A 17,234-nucleotide genomic window follows, 5' to 3' on the forward strand; every position below is an offset into this window, starting at 1 on the left:
GTGGACCACCTGCCGATTTTCTGTCAATTACGCCATCGCGACTGCCTGCTTGTGGGCGGCGGCGATGTGGCTGAACGCAAAGCGCGCCTGCTGCTGGAAGCCGGAGCCCGACTGACCGTCAATGCCCTTACTTTCGCCCCGCAGTTTGACGTCTGGGCTCAGGAAGGGATGCTCACGCTGGTGCAGGGAGAGTTTGATGAGTCCCTGCTGGATACCTGCTGGCTGACCATTGCCGCGACAGATGACGATGAAGTGAACCAGCGCGTCAGCGACGCCTGCGAAGCGCGCCGTATCTTCTGCAACGTGGTGGATGCGCCGAAAGAGGCCAGCTTTATCATGCCGTCGATTATCGACCGTTCACCGCTGATGATTGCGGTGTCGTCCGGTGGACGCTCGCCCGTTCTCGCCCGCCTGCTGCGGGAAAAGCTGGAAGCTATTTTGCCGCAGCACCTTGGTCAGATAGCCCATTACGCCGGGCAGCTTCGCTCCCGCGTGAAGCAAACCTTCTCGACCGTTGGCGAGCGCCGTCGCTTCTGGGAAAAATTCTTTGTGAACGACAGGCTGGCGCAGTCGCTGGCCAATCAGGATGCGAAAGCGGTGGAAGAGACGACCGAGCAGCTGCTGAGCGAGCCGCTGGATCACCGTGGTGAAGTGGTGCTGGTCGGGGCTGGTCCGGGCGATGCGGGCCTGCTGACGCTGAAAGGGCTTCAGCAGATCCAGCAGGCGGATATCGTGGTTTATGACCGCCTGGTCTCCGATGACATCATGAACCTGGTGCGTCGCGACGCCGACCGCGTCTTCGTCGGCAAGCGCGCAGGCTACCACTGCGTGCCGCAGGAGGAGATTAACCAGATCCTGCTGCGCGAAGCGCAGAAAGGTAAGCGCGTGGTGCGCCTGAAGGGCGGCGATCCGTTTATCTTTGGTCGCGGCGGCGAGGAGCTGGAAACCCTGTGCAATGCCGGCATTCCGTTCTCCGTGGTGCCGGGCATAACGGCTGCGTCCGGGTGTTCAGCTTACTCTGGCATTCCGCTCACCCATCGTGATTACGCCCAGAGCGTGCGTCTGGTGACGGGCCACCTCAAAACCGGCTGCGAGCTGGACTGGCATAATCTGGCCGCTGAAAAGCAGACGCTGGTGTTCTACATGGGGCTAAACCAGGCCGCCACCATTCAGGCGAAACTGCTGGAACACGGCATGGAGGCGGATATGCCCGTTGCGCTGGTGGAAAACGGTACGTCAATCAAGCAGCGCGTGGTGAATGGCGTGCTGACGCAGCTCGGTGAACTGGCGCAGCAGGTCGAAAGCCCGGCGCTGATTGTGGTGGGTCGCGTGGTTGAACTGCGCGATAAGCTGAACTGGTTCTCGAATCACTAACGCAGAGATCGGAAGCAAGATGGTATTTGTCGGGTGGCGTCTCCGCCTTACCCGACCTACACGATCTCGTAGGCCGGGTAAGCGTTAGCGTCACCCGGCAAAGCAGGCTTAAGGTTTGCCCACAAACCCAATCGCTTGATACACCGCTTTCAGGGTTTCGGACGCGCGCGCGCTGGCTTTTTCCGCGCCGTCTTTCATCACCTTCTGCAGGAAAGCTTCGTCGTTGCGGTAGCGGTGATAACGCTCCTGCAGCTCGGTCAGCATGCCGGAAACGGCTTCTGCCACTTCACCTTTCAGGTGGCCATACATCTTGCCTTCGAAGTGCTGTTCCAGCTCAGGAATGCTCTGCCCGGTCACGCCGGAGAGGATATCCAGCAGGTTGGAGACGCCCGCTTTGTTCTGCACGTCGTAGCGCACTACTGGCGGCTCGTCGGAATCGGTGACCGCGCGCTTGAGCTTTTTAACGACCGATTTCGGATCTTCCAGCAGGCCGATAACGTTGTTGCGGTTATCGTCAGACTTGGACATCTTCTTGGTCGGCTCCAGCAGCGACATGACGCGCGCGCCGGATTTCGGAATAAACGGCTCTGGCACTTTAAACACGTCGCCATAAAGCGCGTTAAAGCGCTGGGCGATATCGCGGCTCAGCTCCAGGTGCTGCTTCTGGTCTTCACCCACCGGCACCTGGTTGGTCTGATACAGCAGGATGTCAGCCGCCATCAGCACCGGATAGTCGAACAGGCCGGCGTTAATGTTTTCAGAGTAGCGCGCGGATTTATCCTTGAACTGAGTCATACGGCTCAGCTCGCCGAAATAGGTGTAGCAGTTAAGCGCCCAGCCCAGCTGTGCGTGCTCCGGCACGTGAGACTGAACGAAAATGGTGCTCTTCTCTGGGTCGATACCGCAGGCCAGGTACAGCGCCAGGGTGTCCAGGGTGGCTTTGCGCAGCTTCTCAGGATCCTGACGGGCGGTAATCGCATGGAGATCGACGATGCAGTAAATGCAATGGTAGTCATCCTGCATGCTGACCCACTGACGTAACGCACCCATGTAGTTACCAATGGTCAATTCACCTGAAGGCTGTGCGCCACTAAAAACGATGGGCTTAGTCATTATTCAATTCCTGATGTTCACTGTGCGAAAGCCCGAGTGCGGGCAACAAATCTTTGAAGTGGTCGAACACAACGTCCGGCTCACTCAGCGTGATGGCTTCACCGTAGTTGTAGCCATAGGTTAATCCGACGGAAGGACACCCAGCCGCTCGGGCAGCCAGAATATCATTACGTGAATCCCCGACAAAGAGCAGCTCCGCAGGCGTTAAGGATAATTTTCCTGCCACCAGCAACAGTGGTTCCGGATGCGGCTTTTTGTTCTGCACGTCATCCCCGCCTACAATCACGGAGAAGTATTTCGCAATATCCAGCGCCTCCAGCAGCGGCGCAACAAACGGCGTCGGCTTGTTGGTCACCAGCCCCAGCGGGATCCCTTTGGCATGCAGCGCGCTCAAGGTTTCCAGGACGTCCGGGAACAGGAAGCTCCCCTCCTCGACGGTCTCTTCGTAGAAGCGGTCGAACAGCTTGCGAAGAATACGCAGCTGCTCATCCTGCGGGATATCGGCGTGATCGACGCTCGGTTTACCCTGCGCGGAACGCTGCGACGCGCGTTCCTGACGAGCCCATGTTAACGCGCGCTCCATCAGGACATCGGCACCGTTGCCAATCCACGTAATCACACGATCTTCGCCCGCAACGGGCAGTTCAAGAGCGTACAACGCTTGGTCTACGGCGCTCGTTAAACCCGGCGCGCTGTCGACCAACGTGCCGTCGAGGTCGAATGCCACACCCCGAATTGCCTGCAATTTATCCATGACTTACCTTCGCCAGCTCTCGGCGCATTTCATCAATGACTTTTTTATAATCCGGTTGGTCGAAAATTGCCGAACCTGCAACGAACATATCCGCGCCCGCTGCCGCAATTTCGCCAATGTTATTCACTTTCACACCGCCGTCCACTTCCAGACGAATATCGTAGCCTGACTCGTCAATGCGACGGCGCACTTCGCGCAGCTTATCCAGCGTGTGGGGGATGAACGACTGGCCGCCAAAGCCCGGGTTAACGGACATCAGCAAAATCACGTCCAGCTTGTCCATAACGTAGTCCAGATAGCTCAGCGGCGTAGCCGGGTTAAACACCAGCCCCGCCTTACAGCCGTTCTCTTTGATCAGCTGCAGCGTGCGGTCAACGTGCTCGGAGGCTTCCGGATGGAAGGTGATGATGCTGGCGCCCGCTGCGGCGAAATCTGGCACGATGCGATCGACAGGCTTCACCATCAGGTGAACGTCGATCGGTGCGGTAATGCCGTAGTTACGCAGCGCCTTGAGCACCATCGGACCGATGGTCAGATTGGGAACGTAGTGGTTATCCATAACGTCGAAATGGACGACATCTGCGCCAGCTGCGAGAGCTTTAGCCGTGTCTTCACCCAGGCGGGCAAAATCGGCCGACAGAATTGAGGGGGCAATCAAAAACTGTTTCATCCGCATCTCCTTGAAATGTATTTACCGGCGGGCAAAACGGCTCAGGGGCGATAAAGAGCCAGGAGTTCGTCCACCTTTTTACGTGTGCCGCCGTTGCTGCTAATGCTACGCCGCACCTTAACCTGAAAATGCTTCGCGGCTTTGTACCATTCGCGCGTATCAGGGGTATCGTGATTTGAAATTAACACCGGAATTCTTTTGCTGACCAGCTTTTCCGCCATCTCCGCCAGACGGGCCTGTTCGGCCGGGCTGAAACTGTTGGTGTGGTAGGCGGTGAAGTTCGCCGTCGCAGACAGCGGCGCGTAAGGAGGATCGCAGTAAACCACCGAATTTACGCCTGCCAGTTCCATACACTCTTCATAGGAGAGGCAGTGGAATTCTGCATTCTGCGCTTTTTCCGCAAAGTGATACAGCTCGTCCTGCGGGAAATACGGGCGCTTATAGCGACCAAACGGCACGTTAAATTCACCGCGCAGATTATACCGGCACAGGCCGTTGTAACCATGGCGGTTGAGATAAAGGAACAGCAGCGCGCGGCGGAACGGATCCTGGCTCTGATTAAACTCCGTGCGGAACTGGTAGTAGACGTCAGGGTTGTTGTTCTCTGGGGTAAACAGCTTGCGCGCCTCTTCCACATACTCATCGGTACGCAGCTTAACAATGTTATAGAGGCTGATAAGGTCGCTGTTGATATCCGCCAGGATATAACGAGAAAAATCGGTGTTCAGGAACACCGATCCCGCGCCCACGAAGGGCTCGATAAGACACTCGCCTTTTGGCAGGTGCTTTTTAATATCATCGAGCAGGGGGTATTTCCCCCCTGCCCATTTCAGAAAAGCGCGATTTTTTTTCATGCTGACTAACTGATTACACCTTCTCCGGCTGTGGAGAAAGCTCCGACAGCATCCTGCGCTTTAAACATTACTTCAGATCGGCCTGCACCTGATGAATCGGCTTCGCCCATGGGTTCTTAGCCTGAACATCAGCAGGCAGCGACGCCACGGCGCGTTTCGCTTCATCTTTGGAAGCGTAAACACCGCTTACCAGCACATACCACGGCTGACCGTTACGGGTCGTCTGATAAACCACATAGTTTTTCAGATTCGATTTCTTCGCCCAGCCGTTGAGGTTGTCATAGTTAGACGAACTGCTCAACTGCAGCGTGTAGTTGCTAGATGGCGCAGATTTCAGCGAACCGACGTTGCCAGCGGTTTTACCTGCTGCTGCACTGGAAGCCGTCGCCGTTGCGGCAGGCGCAGCGGTGGCAGCAGGTGCCGTTGTAGTTGCCGTCGCTTTCGGCGCAGTCTGCGTGACTGGCGCTTTAGCTGGTTCGCTTACTGCAGCCGTTTCTGTGCGTTTCGGCTGTGCCGGTGCGGCTTTCAATTCAGGCGCTTTTACCACGGCCTGAGGTTTGGTTTCACGCTTAGGCTCAATGACAGCCTGCTTACGTTCAGGACGTGTTGCAGTTTGCGTCTGGCGCGGCTTGGTTTCCGTTGCTGCAGTCTGCAGCTGAGCGGTAGAACCGTGAATCGGCGCGACGGTTGCAGGTTCAGTTGGCAGCGTAGAGTTAACCACGACGTTATCAACCTGCTGCTGGTTTTGCGGCTGCATCAGCGCATTGTTCAGGTCTCCCTGAACTTCAACACGCTGCTGGCCTTGAGGCGTGACAGGGGCCTGGCCCTGAGCAGGCGTTGACGAAACGGGCGGCAGAGAAACATCCTGCGGCGTCGTTGTGTTGCTGGCAGTCTGCTCAGCAGAAGTGGTACCCGGCGCTGGCTGTGCACCATTCGCCTGATCCGTCGCATCATTACCGGAGAGATTAATGCTCTTCTCTGCGGAGGCGGTTTGTTCGGTTGAGTTGGTGGACGGTGCTTTCAGCGCGGAGCCAATGCCAACAATCAGCAGTACAAGCACCAGAACGCCAAGCCCCATCATGATGTACTGACGGGAGGCCGTTTTTTGCGCAGCGGCTTTTTTACGTTTACGCGGGCGACGCTCTACAGGCTGTTCGTCCATTGAATCTTCTTCGGACTCATAATCCTCTTCTTCTCGCTCATCACGCGCGTTACGGCTGCGCGAAGGGCGACGATCGTCTGCATCCAGATCAACATCGTCAAAGTTGATCTGCGGCTCGTTATCACGTTCTGAAGATTGACGAGAACGACCAGTACGACGATCGCTGGGATCGGGTTTCAGCTCGTCTTCTGGTTTGAATTCATCCATTTAACACCCCACTCAAAGGCTTATGCCTACGTCTTTGCATTTCGCCTGAAGCTAAACGACCACCGGTAACAGTGGCCTGACCTTTCTAGTTGTTACGCCTGCTGGCAATCAGCAATAGCGCCAAGAACGACATCGTGCGACACTCCGCCGCGCACTTCACTCTTCCCTATTGCAAGCGGGAGTACAAGACGCATCTCACCTGCCAATACTTTTTTATCGCGCATCATGTGGGGTAAATACGCTTGCGCCGACATCTCTTGCGGCCCGGTTACCGGCAAACCCGCACGTTCAAGCAGTGCAATGATACGTGCCGTTTCTTCCGGTTTAAACTGCCCAAGGCGTTCAGAGGTGCGGGCTGCCATGACCATGCCGGCCGAGACGGCTTCACCGTGCAGCCAGTTGCCGTAACCCATTTCTGCTTCAATGGCGTGGCCAAACGTATGCCCAAGATTCAGTAAAGCACGTAAGCCCGTTTCACGCTCGTCTGCGGCGACAACTTCTGCTTTCAGCTCACAACAACGACGAATGCAGTATGCCAGTTTCGCCTCATCCAGGCGCAGCAACGCATCCATATTCTCTTCAAGCCAGTTAAAGAACTCGCCATCCAGAATAATGCCGTATTTGATCACTTCAGCCAGGCCAGAAGCCAGCTCGCGCTTCGGCAGGGTTTTCAGACAGTCGAGATCCACCACCACCGACGCAGGCTGGTAGAACGCGCCAATCATGTTTTTGCCGAGGGGATGGTTAACTGCCGTTTTGCCACCCACAGAGGAGTCGACCTGAGACAGCAACGTGGTCGGGATTTGAATAAAACGGACGCCACGTTGGTAGCTTGCGGCCGCAAAGCCGGTCAGATCGCCCACAACACCGCCGCCCAGGGCAAGCAGTGTTGTATCGCGACCGTGCGGTTTTTGCAGCAATGCGGTAAAGACGGTATCGAGCACCGTCAGGCTTTTATACTGCTCGCCATCGGGCAGAATCACACTGTCGACTTTTACGCCTGCCTGCTCAAGCAGGTGGCGTACGCGGTCGAGATAAAGCGGAGCCAGCGTCTCATTGGTGACCAGCATCGCCTGATCACCCGCTTTTAGTGGTAAAAAGGAAGCTGGGTCGTTAAACAAACCAGCCGCGATGGTGATAGGGTAACTACGTTCCCCGAGAGTAACTGTAATCCTCTCCATGACGCGACATCCACCTTTAATGCTTTTACCCGCAGGCGAGTGTATATAAAGCCAGAATCAGTTGCTTTCCAGCATATGAATAATCTGGTTTGCAACCACTTTAGCGCTCTGATCGTCAGTACGAATGGTCACATCGGCAATCTCTTCATACAGCGGATTGCGTTCATCGGCCAACGCTTCCAGAACTTCGCGTGGTGGCGTTTCAACCTGCAGCAGCGGGCGCTTTTTATCGCGCTGCGTACGTGCCAGCTGTTTCTCAATGGTCGTCTCGAGATAGACCACTACGCCACGGGCGGAGAGACGGTTGCGGGTTTCGCGAGATTTCACAGAGCCGCCGCCTGTTGCCAGTACGATGCCCTGTTTTTCCGTGAGTTCGTTGATCACTTTTTCTTCTCGGTCACGGAAACCTTCTTCGCCTTCTACATCGAAAACCCAGCCCACATCAGCTCCGGTTCGTTTCTCAATCTCTTGATCAGAATCGTAAAATTCCATATTGAGTTGTTGAGCTAACTGACGCCCAATAGTGCTTTTGCCGGCACCCATAGGCCCAACCAGAAAGATATTGCGTTTCTCTGCCATTTTATCGGTACTACTAAGACTATTCGTTAATGGTAATCCCCGCTTCGCAGACACCCGGCGTAGCAGGACATGAACTGAAACCTCATATGCAATAGAGCGAGAGTCAGACTAAAAATTATCTCAATACTCCGGCTTGTTTGGCAACTGATTAAATCACCGCGCCGGGCGCATAAGGTAATAAGACGTAAGTCCAACTCAAATCGGTACTCCTTGTATGCTAATTCATGCCCCACGTCAAACATCTGCAACAAACTGAATGCAAAATCATTGCGGGGATCGTTACCCGTTAGTGAATACCGACCAGACGTGGCGTAATAAACACCACTAACTCACGCCGCTCATTATCTTTTCCATCATGGCGAAAAAGCTGTCCCAGCCAGGGGATGTTCCCAAGCCCGGGCACGCTGTCGCTGCCGGTTTTGTTCTTTTGCGAAAAAATTCCGCCCAGCGCCAGCGTTTCTCCACTTTTTACCTCCACCTGGGTTTCTATCTCCTGCTTGTCGATAGCCAGCGTTTCGCCATCGGCCTGCTGCAACACCTGTCCCGGCATGTTTTCACTGATGTGTAACTTCAGGCGCACGCGCCCGCCGGGCAATACTACCGGCGTGACCTCCATTCCGAGTACCGCCTCTTTGAACTCCACCGAGGTCGCCCCGCTTTCACCGCTTGAAACCTGATACGGGATCTCGCTTCCCTGCTTGATGCTGGCCGGTTGCATGTGCGAGGCCAGCAGCCGCGGGCTGGCGATGATATCGACCTGCTGTTTTTGCTCCAGCGCAGAGAGCTCCAGATCCAACAGCCTGCCGTTAATCCGCCCGATGTTAAACCCCACATGCGTGGTAGCACTGGCCACAGAAAGATCGCTGCCAAGCGTCGTGATCTGTCCAACCTTGCCCGCCTCAGTGGCCTCGGCAAGATTCCACTTCACCCCCAACTCACGCAGGCTTTTTTCATTAATGGTGACAATGTGCGCCGCCAGCTCAACCTGCTCGACGGGAATATCCATCTGAGCCGCCCACTGCTGCAGCGCCTCCAGCACCGCCTGGCTATCCCTGACCAGCAGACGGTTAGTGCGTTTGTCGACAGATAAACTCCCCTTTGGACTCAGGAGCGTTTCCGCAGCTTTTTGCAATTCTCCGGCATCCGCATAAGAAAATGGGATGCTTTTTGAGACCAGCGGTGCATCAAGTTGACGACGCGCCCGCTCCTGCTCTAAACGTTCCCGCTGCTCGCGCTGCCATGCCGCGGTATGAACATAAAAAATACCGCCCTCCTCACGCAAAACGAGCCCGGCGCTGGTGACAACCGTCTGTAACGCCTGCCGCCAGGGGACGCGCGTCAGGTTAAGCGAGAGCATGCCGCTGACATCCGGCGATACCACCAGATTACGGTTCTCCTGCGTAACCAGCGCCTGTAGCACCTGAACCACCGGCACGTCATCCACCACCAGCGTGACCGGCTTTGGCACGGCGGCCCACAGCGGGCGGCTGAACGCCAGCAGCAACAGCACTATCCTTAACTTCATTTTTATCCTTTCCTTCTCGTTGCCACGCCCATTCTTCGGGATCGCATGTGTCACCCACATCAACAACCAGTTCCGTTTCATTGATGGCCGTTATCCGCCAGCCCGCCGGGAAACGTTCCTGCGCTTTCAGGCGATGCCAGCGCCGTTGCCCATCCTGTAAAATGCCAACGCGCTGCTGCCCTCCTACCATTCCGCGGTAGTGCCACTGTGCCAGCTCGGCTGTGGCGCAGGGGTCATCCGGCGGGCGAAAGGGATCGCGCATGCCGGTCAACAGCAGCGCCGAGCAAACCAGCAGATATCTCGCGCTATTTCGCATGTTCCAGCTCCAGCCGCAGGCGTAACGCCGTACTTTGTGGCGAAAGCGTAAAAGCAGCGACCCATACATCCCGCTGCGCCAGCCGGGAAAAAAGAGAAGGGATCGCCTGCCACTCCGCCTCCAGCGCCAGTTCACCGCCGTTCTGCAACGGCTTCCAGTGAAGGAGCCTTGTGCCCTCCCCCTGAAAATCGAGCGGTGAAAAGGGCTTTAGCTCCAGTGCCGTCCGGGTTTGCGGGCTAAACGGCGCCTGACTGGCGTTGGGCCACAGCGACGCGTTAGTCCGCGCGGCCTGGATCAACTGCTGCTGTCGCTCCGCACACTGCTGCTCTACTGGCCGGAGTAATAGGCCCGATGCTGCCAGCCCCATCAGGAGAATAGCCAGCCCCCCGCAGACCAGCCGACACCAGGGACGACTTTCACACCAGCGTTCTAACAAGGTGTCCACGCGTTACCCCTCGCTTTTCAGGTGCAGAGTGAACATCCAGCGCCCCTGGCTATCCTGCCGGAGTTCCCCCTCTGGCCCGGTCGTAAAGCCGTCTATGTGCCCCAGCCCATTACGTAAGGCAGAGAGCGCCGGCAGGGTCGTGGCATATCCGATCAACATCAGAGCTGGAGGCTGATAACGCAGCTCTGTCAGCCAGACCTGCGCAGGCATAGCGCCAGAAAGTGTCTCCAGCACCCGTTGCCATGCGCGGCGCGGCGGCGTGCCAGCAGGTTTCTGCGCCTCTGCTGTGGGTCGCTGGCGAGACACAAGGCCACGCTGCACGGACTGCGTACCCGCCAGTTGAGCCTGTAGCGCGCGCAGCGTTACCAGATGGTTCATCCTTACGCTAAAAACGGCCAGCAGCATGAGCAGCAATGCGCCGGCAAACACGCCGCCCCAGAAACGCAGGCATCGCGCGCGCCGCTGCTGACGCCAGGGCAGGAAGTTGGTCATGTTCATTCAGGCACCTCGCTCATGGCCAGCGCCAGCGCGACGGTATAGTCAGCCCCGCATTCGGGAAGAGGCGCATGCCAGCGCTGCAGCGTTTCCCATGGGGTTCGTTCGGCATCAAAGAGCGCGATGTCGTTCTGGCTGAGAGCCAGCAGCGCCGCCAGCTCAGTGACGTTTTCTGCTTCAGCGGTATAACGACGCCCCCACTGATGGCGCATGGCCCACAGCCATTGATGCGCATCCCGCCAGGCGACGCACTGCGTCGGCGCTACCGCAGGCAGCAGGTTCGCCAGCGCGCTGGCATCCGGAGTGATGGTAGCCAGCCGCAAACGTAGCGTTTTCGCCAGAGTCAGAAGCGTTTCAACCTCTTTGTTTTGTGCAGCAGTCACGTGGAACGTATTGCTGAAGGTGTCCTGGGTGTAGTCGAAACAGAGGGACTCTGCAGACATCTCCAGTTCGCGCGAGAGCGCCGCCCCCAGCCACGAGAGCTGCTCGCTGTCGCGCAATGCAAGTGCTGGACGGGGCAACGATTTTTGCAGAGTCCGTGCAGCAGGGAAGGAGAGAAACACCCGGTGGTAGTGCGGTAGCGCTTTCCGCCAGCCGCGTAAGGCATCGGCCAGCGCTTCTGGCTGACAAATTTTGCCGTCACGAATGATGCCTTCGGCCAGAGGAATGGCCCACCAGCGGCGTAAGCACCAGCCGCCTCTCTCCCGGGCCAGCGCCGCAATCAGCACCCTATCCTGTTGAATATGCACGCCCGTTTGCCATGTTTTGAAAGCCATGCTTCACGATCTCCTTATCGCCCGTCGCCTTGACGGCTATATCAATGAATCAGGCTTGCCTTTATACTACCGCGCGATTGTTTAGAAACTGCCCAAGTGAAACCAAATGGGAAATCTCCGGTGAAGTTCGTAAAGTATTTATTCATCCTTGCAGTCTGTTGCATTCTGCTGGGAGCAGGCTCGATTTACGGTTTGTACAAATATATTGAGCCACAGCTACCTGATGTCGCCACGCTCCGCGATGTGCGCCTCCAGATCCCGATGCAGGTCTATAGCGCCGATGGCGAACTGATGGCGCAGTATGGCGAGAAGCGTCGTATCCCGCTGACCTTAAACCAAATACCCCCCGTGATGGTGAAAGCTTTTATCGCCACAGAGGACAGCCGTTTCTACGAGCACCACGGTGTCGATCCGGTGGGGATTTTCCGTGCCGCAAGCATTGCATTGTTCTCCGGTCATGCCTCCCAGGGGGCGAGTACCATTACGCAGCAGCTGGCGCGTAACTTCTTCCTCAGCCCCGAAAAGACGCTGACACGTAAGATCAAAGAGGTGTTCCTGGCGATCCGTATTGAGCAGCTGCTGAGCAAGGACGAGATCCTTGAGCTGTACCTCAATAAAATCTACCTGGGCTACCGTGCCTATGGCGTGGGGGCTGCCGCACAGGTGTACTTCGGTAAGCCTGTTGAGCAGCTCACCTTAAGCGAAATGGCAACCATTGCCGGTCTGCCAAAAGCGCCCTCTACGTTCAACCCGCTCTACTCGCTCGATCGCGCCACCTCACGTCGTAACGTCGTCCTTTCACGTATGCTGAGCGAAGGCTATATCAGCCAGAGCGAGTACGACCAGGCGCGTAACGACGTTATTGACGCCAATTACCACGCCCCTGAGATCGCTTTCTCTGCCCCTTATCTGACCGAAATGGTGCGCCAGGAGATGGTGAGTCGTTATGGCGACAAGGCCTATGAAGACGGCTATCGCGTGTACACCACCGTCACCCGTAAAGTGCAGCAGGCGGCTCAGGACGCGGTGCGCAATAACGTGATGGACTACGATATGCGTCATGGCTATCGTGGCCCGTCGAACGTGCTCTGGAAAGTGGGTGAGAGCGCCTGGGACAGCAAAAAAATCACCAGCACGCTGAAAGCGCTGCCAACATACGGTCCGCTCCTTCCAGCCGTGGTCACTCAGGCCGATCCTCAGGAAGCCGTTGCGACGCTGGCGGACGGCACGTCCGTTTCCTTGCGTATGGACGGTATTCGCTGGGCGCGTCCATACCGTTCAGACACCCTGCAGGGGCCAACGCCGCGCAAAGTGACCGACGTGGTACAGACCGGGCAGCAGATCTGGGTACGCAAGGTTGGCGATGCCTGGTGGCTGGCGCAGGTACCGGATGTCAACTCGGCCCTGGTCTCTATCAACCCACAGAACGGGGCGGTAATGGCGCTGGTCGGCGGGTTCGATTTCAACCAGAGCAAATTTAACCGCGCCACGCAGGCCCTGCGTCAGGTCGGTTCCAACATCAAACCGTTCCTCTACACGGCTGCGATGGATAAGGGACTGACCCTTGCCAGCATTCTTAACGACGTGCCAATCTCCCGCTGGGATGCCGGTGCCGGTTCCGACTGGCAGCCGAAGAACTCCCCAGCGGAGTACGCCGGTCCAATTCGTCTTCGTCAGGGTCTTGGGCAGTCGAAAAACGTGGTGATGGTGCGTGCCATGCGCGCGATGGGCGTCGACTATGCGGCAGAGTACCTGCAGCGCTTCGGCTTCCCGGCGCAGAATATCGTTCGCACCGAGTCGCTGGCATTAGGTTCAGCCTCCTTTACGCCGCTTCAGGTCGCGCGCGGATACTCGGTGATGGCTAACGGCGGCTTCCTGGTTGACCCGTACTTCATCAGTAAAATCGAGAACGACCAGGGCGGCGTGCTGTTTGAAGCGAAGCCGAAAATCGCCTGCCCTGAGTGTGATATTCCGGTCATTTACGGCAATACGCCGAAATCCGAGGTGCTCGAAAACAAGGACATGGAAGACCCTGCCGTGTCTCAGGAGCAGCCGAATATCGTCTTACCGCAGCCGCAGCTGGAGCAGGCTAACCAGTCGCTGGTGGCGCAAACCGGCGCGCAGGAGTACGCCCCGCACGTTATCAACACGCCGCTGGCGTTCCTGATCAAGAGCGCGCTGAACACCAACATCTTCGGTGAACCGGGCTGGCAGGGTACCGGCTGGCGTGCAGGGCGCGATCTGCAGCGCCACGATATCGGCGGTAAAACCGGGACAACCAACAGCTCGAAAGATGCGTGGTTCTCCGGCTACGGGCCGGGCGTGGTGACGTCGGTCTGGATCGGTTTCGACGATCATCGCCGTGATTTAGGCCGTACCACGGCATCCGGCGCGATTAAAGATCAGATTTCCGGCTACGAAGGCGGCGCCAAAAGCGCGCAGCCGGCCTGGGATGCCTACATGAAATCCGTTCTTGAAGGCGTGCCGGAGCAGCCGCTGACGCCGCCGCCGGGCGTGGTGACGGTCAATATTGACCGCAGCACCGGTCAGCTCGCAAACGGTGGTAATAGCCGCGCCGAATATTTCATTGAGGGCACGCAGCCAACCACGCAGGCGGTGCACGAGGTGGGAACGGAGATTATTGATAACGGCGAGACGCACGAGCTGTTCTGACAACAAAGCAAAACGGCAACCTCGGGTTGCCGTTTTTGTGTTTGCTCCCTCTCCCGTGGGAGAGGGTTAGGGTGAGGGCATCAGGCCACTACAGTCTCCCCTGCCCCTTCAGCCACTCCCGGACCAGGAACAGCGCGCTCACGTTGCGCGCCTCGTTAAAGTCAGGGTCTTCCAGCAAATCCATCAGGTGCGCCAGCGGCCAGCGAACCTGCGGCAGCGGCTCCGGCTCGTCTCCCTCAAGCGATTCAGGATAGAGATCTTCAGCCACCACGATATTCATTTTGCTGGAAAAATAAGACGGTGCCATGCTCAGCTTTTTCAGGAACGACAGCTCGTTCGCACCAAAACCCACCTCTTCTTTCAGCTCGCGGTTTGCCGCTTCAAAGACCGTTTCGCCCGGATCGATGAGCCCTTTCGAGAACCCAAGCTCGTAAGATTCCGTCCCCACGGCGTATTCGCGGATCAAAATCAGATGATCGTCGACGATAGGCACAATCATTACCGCTTCGCGCGAGGAGGGTCGCATACGTTCATAAACACGACGCACACCGTTGCTGAACTCCAGGTCCACACTCTCGACATTAAACAGGCGCGATTTAGCGACAGTTTCAACATTCAGAATGGTGGGTTTTTGTAGTGGTTTGCTCATCTTGATGGGGTCTTAGCAGTGTGAACTGGCTTTATTGTGCGATATGCCGCACGGTTTCGGCAATGTCAATCGTTCTTTATTTACATTTATGCAACGTAGCAGGGATCAATCCTCAATTCAAAACAAATGTCAAGAGGTTGAAATGTTTCCAGGAATTTGCTGATATCGCGCCATGGCAGGCTTTGCTATCATCACCGGTCACTGGGATGCGCTTCAGAATGCTCAAGTTCGACTCCATACTTGCCGATAGCCAGCCACAGATTCTCATTCAATGTAAAGGTGCTACTGACTACACCTGTAAGATAAGTAAGATGGGGAAAGCATGAGCACCATTTTGATTGTTCTCGCTGCTATGCTGGTCAGCGCATTGATTGCAGGGTGGCTGTACAGGCGACGCGTACAGCGCCGTTACCGGCTGCCCTTTTTAAATGCCTTCGCGGGTGCGACAACCCGTAAGCTCACGCAAGACGAGCGCGATGCAGTTGAAAACTATCTCGAAACGCTGAACCGTTCTCAGTTAACGCCTGGGCCGACGGGAGCCACCGCTGCGCCTGTCGCGCTTAAGCTGAACGCGCAAAGTGACACCGTGCTCTGCGTGACGCGCTCCATCACGCGCTACGGCATTACGACTGACGACCCCAACAAGTGGCGCTACTACCTTGATTCCGTTGAGGTGCATCTGCCTCCTTCCTGGGAGCAGTACATTAACGACGAAAACAGCGTTGAGCTGATTCACACCGATTCGCTGCCGCTGGTGATCTCGCTCAACGGCCATACCCTGAATGACTATCTTCACGAAGCCCCGCGCTTTGCGCTGGAGCGCACGAGCTCAACGCAGGCCTCTATTCGTGGTGAAGAGACCGAGCAGATTGAACTGCTGAATATTCGTCAGGAAACGCATGAAGAGTACGCTCTGAGTCGTCCGGACGGTATTCGTGAAGCCATCCTGATCGTTGCCGCTTTCCTGCTCTTTTTTGTCTGCCTGCTGACGCCGGACGTCTTTGTCCCGTGGCTGGCGGGTGGCGCAGTGTTGCTTCTGGCGGCCGGGTTGTGGGGACTCTTTGCCCCGCCGACCAAAACCTCGCTGCGGGAGATCCACTGCCTGCGCGGCACGCCAAAGCGCTGGGGCCTGTTCGGTGAGAACGATCAGGAGCATCTCAACAATATTTCACTCGGTATTATTGACCTTATCTATCCGCGCCACTGGCAGCCGTGGATTGCGCAGGATTTAGGGCAGAAAACCGATATTGATATCTACCTTGACCGCCACGTTGTGCGTCAGGGGCGCTTCCTGTCTCTGCATGATGAAGTGAAAAATTTCCCGCTTCAGCACTGGCTCCGCAGCACGGTCATCGCCGGCGGCGCCGGGCTGGTGTTTATCATGCTGCTGCTTTTCGTGCCGCTGGATATGCCCATCAAATTTACCCTTTCGTGGATCAAAGGCGCGCAGACCATCGAGGCGACCAGCGTCAATCAGCTCGATGAAGCGGGCGTGCGGGTGGGCGATACGCTGCGCCTGAAGGGCACCGGGATGTGTAACATCCATACTCCGGGGGCGTGGAACACGCGCCAGAACTCGCCGTTCATGCCGTTCGACTGTTCGCAAATTATCTGGAACGACGCGCCGCCGCTGCCGCTGCCGGAATCTGAAGTGGTGAATAAAGCCACGGCGCTGACCCAGACGGTTAACCGCCAGCTGCACCCGAAACCGGACGATGACTCACGCGTCAGCCCCGCGCTGCGTTCCGCCATTCAGAAATCAGGTATGATTCTGCTGGATGATTTTGGCGATATCGTTCTGAAAACCCAGGATTTATGCTCCACGCAGGATGAGTGCGTACGCCTCAAAAACGCGCTGGTTAACCTCGGGAACAGTAAAGACTGGGACTCGCTGGTGAAACGCGCCGAAGCGGGACGACTGGATGGCGTCAACGTGCTGCTGCGTCCGGTCAGCGCGGAGTCGCTGGATAACCTGGTCGCGACGTCGACATCGCCGTTTATGATGCGCGAAACCACCCGGGCGGCTCAGGCGCTCAACAGCCCGGCGCCGGGCGGCTTTGTGATTGCCAGCGATGAAGGCAGCGACCTGGTCGATCAGCCTTACCCGCAGGTTGCGCTTTACGACTACCCGGCGCAGGAGCAGTGGAGCCAGTTCCAGCGCCTGGCGCAGATGCTGATGCAAACGCCGTTTAGTGCCGAAGGGATTGTTACAAGCATCTACACCGACGCCAACGGCACCCGCCATATCGGCCTGCACCGGATGCCGGACAGCGCAGGATTGTGGCGTTACATTGGCACCTCTCTGCTGATGGTCGCCATGCTGATCGCCATTTTCTGGAACGGTTTTATGGCGCTGCGCCGCTACCAGCGCTCGCGAACGCGTCTGGCTGAGATCCAGCAATATTACGAGAATTGCCTCAATCCTAAGCTGATCCCCTCCTCTGAGAGCCTGATCTGATAA

Annotated in this window: 16 protein-coding genes; 3 read left to right on the plus strand and 13 right to left on the minus strand. The window is 57.0% G+C overall.

Annotated elements, in window-relative coordinates; all coding sequences use genetic code 11:
* Window positions 1-1,374: a siroheme synthase CysG gene (cysG, locus tag URZ40_RS03250; protein WP_316380252.1), complete on the plus strand. Its 1,374-nt coding sequence runs from the start codon at window positions 1-3 to the stop codon at window positions 1,372-1,374.
* Window positions 1,375-1,482: 108 nt separating this feature from the next.
* Here cysG and trpS read toward each other — a convergent pair whose 3' ends face one another.
* From trpS to URZ40_RS03310, 12 genes are all read right to left on the minus strand, one after another.
* Window positions 1,483-2,487: a tryptophan--tRNA ligase gene (trpS, locus tag URZ40_RS03255; RefSeq protein ID WP_116342686.1), complete on the minus strand. Its 1,005-nt coding sequence runs from the start codon at window positions 2,485-2,487 to the stop codon at window positions 1,483-1,485.
* Entirely contained in the window at window positions 2,480-3,241 is a 762-nt protein-coding gene (gene gph / locus URZ40_RS03260) for a phosphoglycolate phosphatase (protein ID WP_116342688.1), read from the minus strand. Before gph ends, trpS begins: the two co-directional genes overlap by 8 nt.
* Window positions 3,234-3,911 (minus strand): ribulose-phosphate 3-epimerase, encoded by a 678-nt coding sequence (gene rpe, locus URZ40_RS03265; RefSeq protein ID WP_024907923.1) that lies wholly within the window; start codon window positions 3,909-3,911, stop codon window positions 3,234-3,236. Before rpe ends, gph begins: the two co-directional genes overlap by 8 nt.
* A 41-nt stretch (window positions 3,912-3,952) precedes the next feature.
* On the minus strand, window positions 3,953-4,765 hold the full coding sequence (dam, locus tag URZ40_RS03270) for an adenine-specific DNA-methyltransferase (RefSeq protein WP_166712515.1): 813 nt from the start codon (window positions 4,763-4,765) through the stop codon (window positions 3,953-3,955).
* Window positions 4,766-4,832: 67 nt separating this feature from the next.
* Entirely contained in the window at window positions 4,833-6,134 is a 1,302-nt protein-coding gene (gene damX, locus URZ40_RS03275; protein WP_316380251.1) for a cell division protein DamX, read from the minus strand.
* A 92-nt stretch (window positions 6,135-6,226) separates the two neighbouring features.
* Window positions 6,227-7,315: a 3-dehydroquinate synthase gene (aroB, locus tag URZ40_RS03280; protein ID WP_116342694.1), complete on the minus strand. Its 1,089-nt coding sequence runs from the start codon at window positions 7,313-7,315 to the stop codon at window positions 6,227-6,229.
* Between the two features lie 57 nt (window positions 7,316-7,372).
* Complete coding sequence (gene aroK, locus URZ40_RS03285; protein WP_003861630.1) at window positions 7,373-7,894, minus strand: shikimate kinase AroK; 522 nt, start codon at window positions 7,892-7,894, stop codon at window positions 7,373-7,375.
* A gap of 286 nt (window positions 7,895-8,180) precedes the next feature.
* Window positions 8,181-9,419, minus strand: a complete 1,239-nt coding sequence (hofQ, locus tag URZ40_RS03290; protein ID WP_316380250.1) for a DNA uptake porin HofQ — start codon at window positions 9,417-9,419, stop codon at window positions 8,181-8,183.
* Window positions 9,331-9,735 (minus strand): HofP DNA utilization family protein, encoded by a 405-nt coding sequence (locus URZ40_RS03295; protein ID WP_163330650.1) that lies wholly within the window; start codon window positions 9,733-9,735, stop codon window positions 9,331-9,333. Before URZ40_RS03295 ends, hofQ begins: the two co-directional genes overlap by 89 nt.
* A complete protein-coding gene (locus URZ40_RS03300; RefSeq protein WP_316380249.1) occupies window positions 9,725-10,180 on the minus strand; it encodes a HofO in 456 nt (151 codons plus the stop codon). The genes URZ40_RS03295 and URZ40_RS03300 overlap by 11 nt, the downstream gene beginning before the upstream one ends.
* 3 nt (window positions 10,181-10,183) lie before the next feature.
* Complete coding sequence (locus URZ40_RS03305; protein WP_316380248.1) at window positions 10,184-10,678, minus strand: PilN domain-containing protein; 495 nt, start codon at window positions 10,676-10,678, stop codon at window positions 10,184-10,186.
* Complete coding sequence (locus URZ40_RS03310) at window positions 10,675-11,451, minus strand: DNA utilization protein HofM (RefSeq protein ID WP_163330647.1); 777 nt, start codon at window positions 11,449-11,451, stop codon at window positions 10,675-10,677. The genes URZ40_RS03305 and URZ40_RS03310 overlap by 4 nt, the downstream gene beginning before the upstream one ends.
* 120 nt (window positions 11,452-11,571) lie before the next feature.
* Between URZ40_RS03310 and mrcA the strand changes: the two genes are divergently transcribed.
* Entirely contained in the window at window positions 11,572-14,124 is a 2,553-nt protein-coding gene (gene mrcA, locus URZ40_RS03315; protein WP_116342705.1) for a peptidoglycan glycosyltransferase/peptidoglycan DD-transpeptidase MrcA, read from the plus strand.
* Window positions 14,125-14,212: 88 nt separating this feature from the next.
* Here the strand turns inward: mrcA and nudE are convergent, their stop codons facing one another.
* Window positions 14,213-14,773, minus strand: coding sequence for an ADP compounds hydrolase NudE (nudE, locus tag URZ40_RS03320; protein ID WP_008503041.1), 561 nt, complete (start codon window positions 14,771-14,773; stop codon window positions 14,213-14,215).
* Window positions 14,774-15,095: 322 nt separating this feature from the next.
* On the opposite strand from nudE, the gene URZ40_RS03325 reads away from it, so the two are divergent.
* Window positions 15,096-17,231, plus strand: a complete 2,136-nt coding sequence (locus URZ40_RS03325; RefSeq protein WP_163330646.1) for an intracellular growth attenuator family protein — start codon at window positions 15,096-15,098, stop codon at window positions 17,229-17,231.
* Window positions 17,232-17,234 lie beyond the last annotated feature (3 nt).

Source organism: Enterobacter sp. 296B2, from assembly GCF_034106185.1.
Lineage (GTDB): Bacteria > Pseudomonadota > Gammaproteobacteria > Enterobacterales > Enterobacteriaceae > Enterobacter > Enterobacter cloacae_N.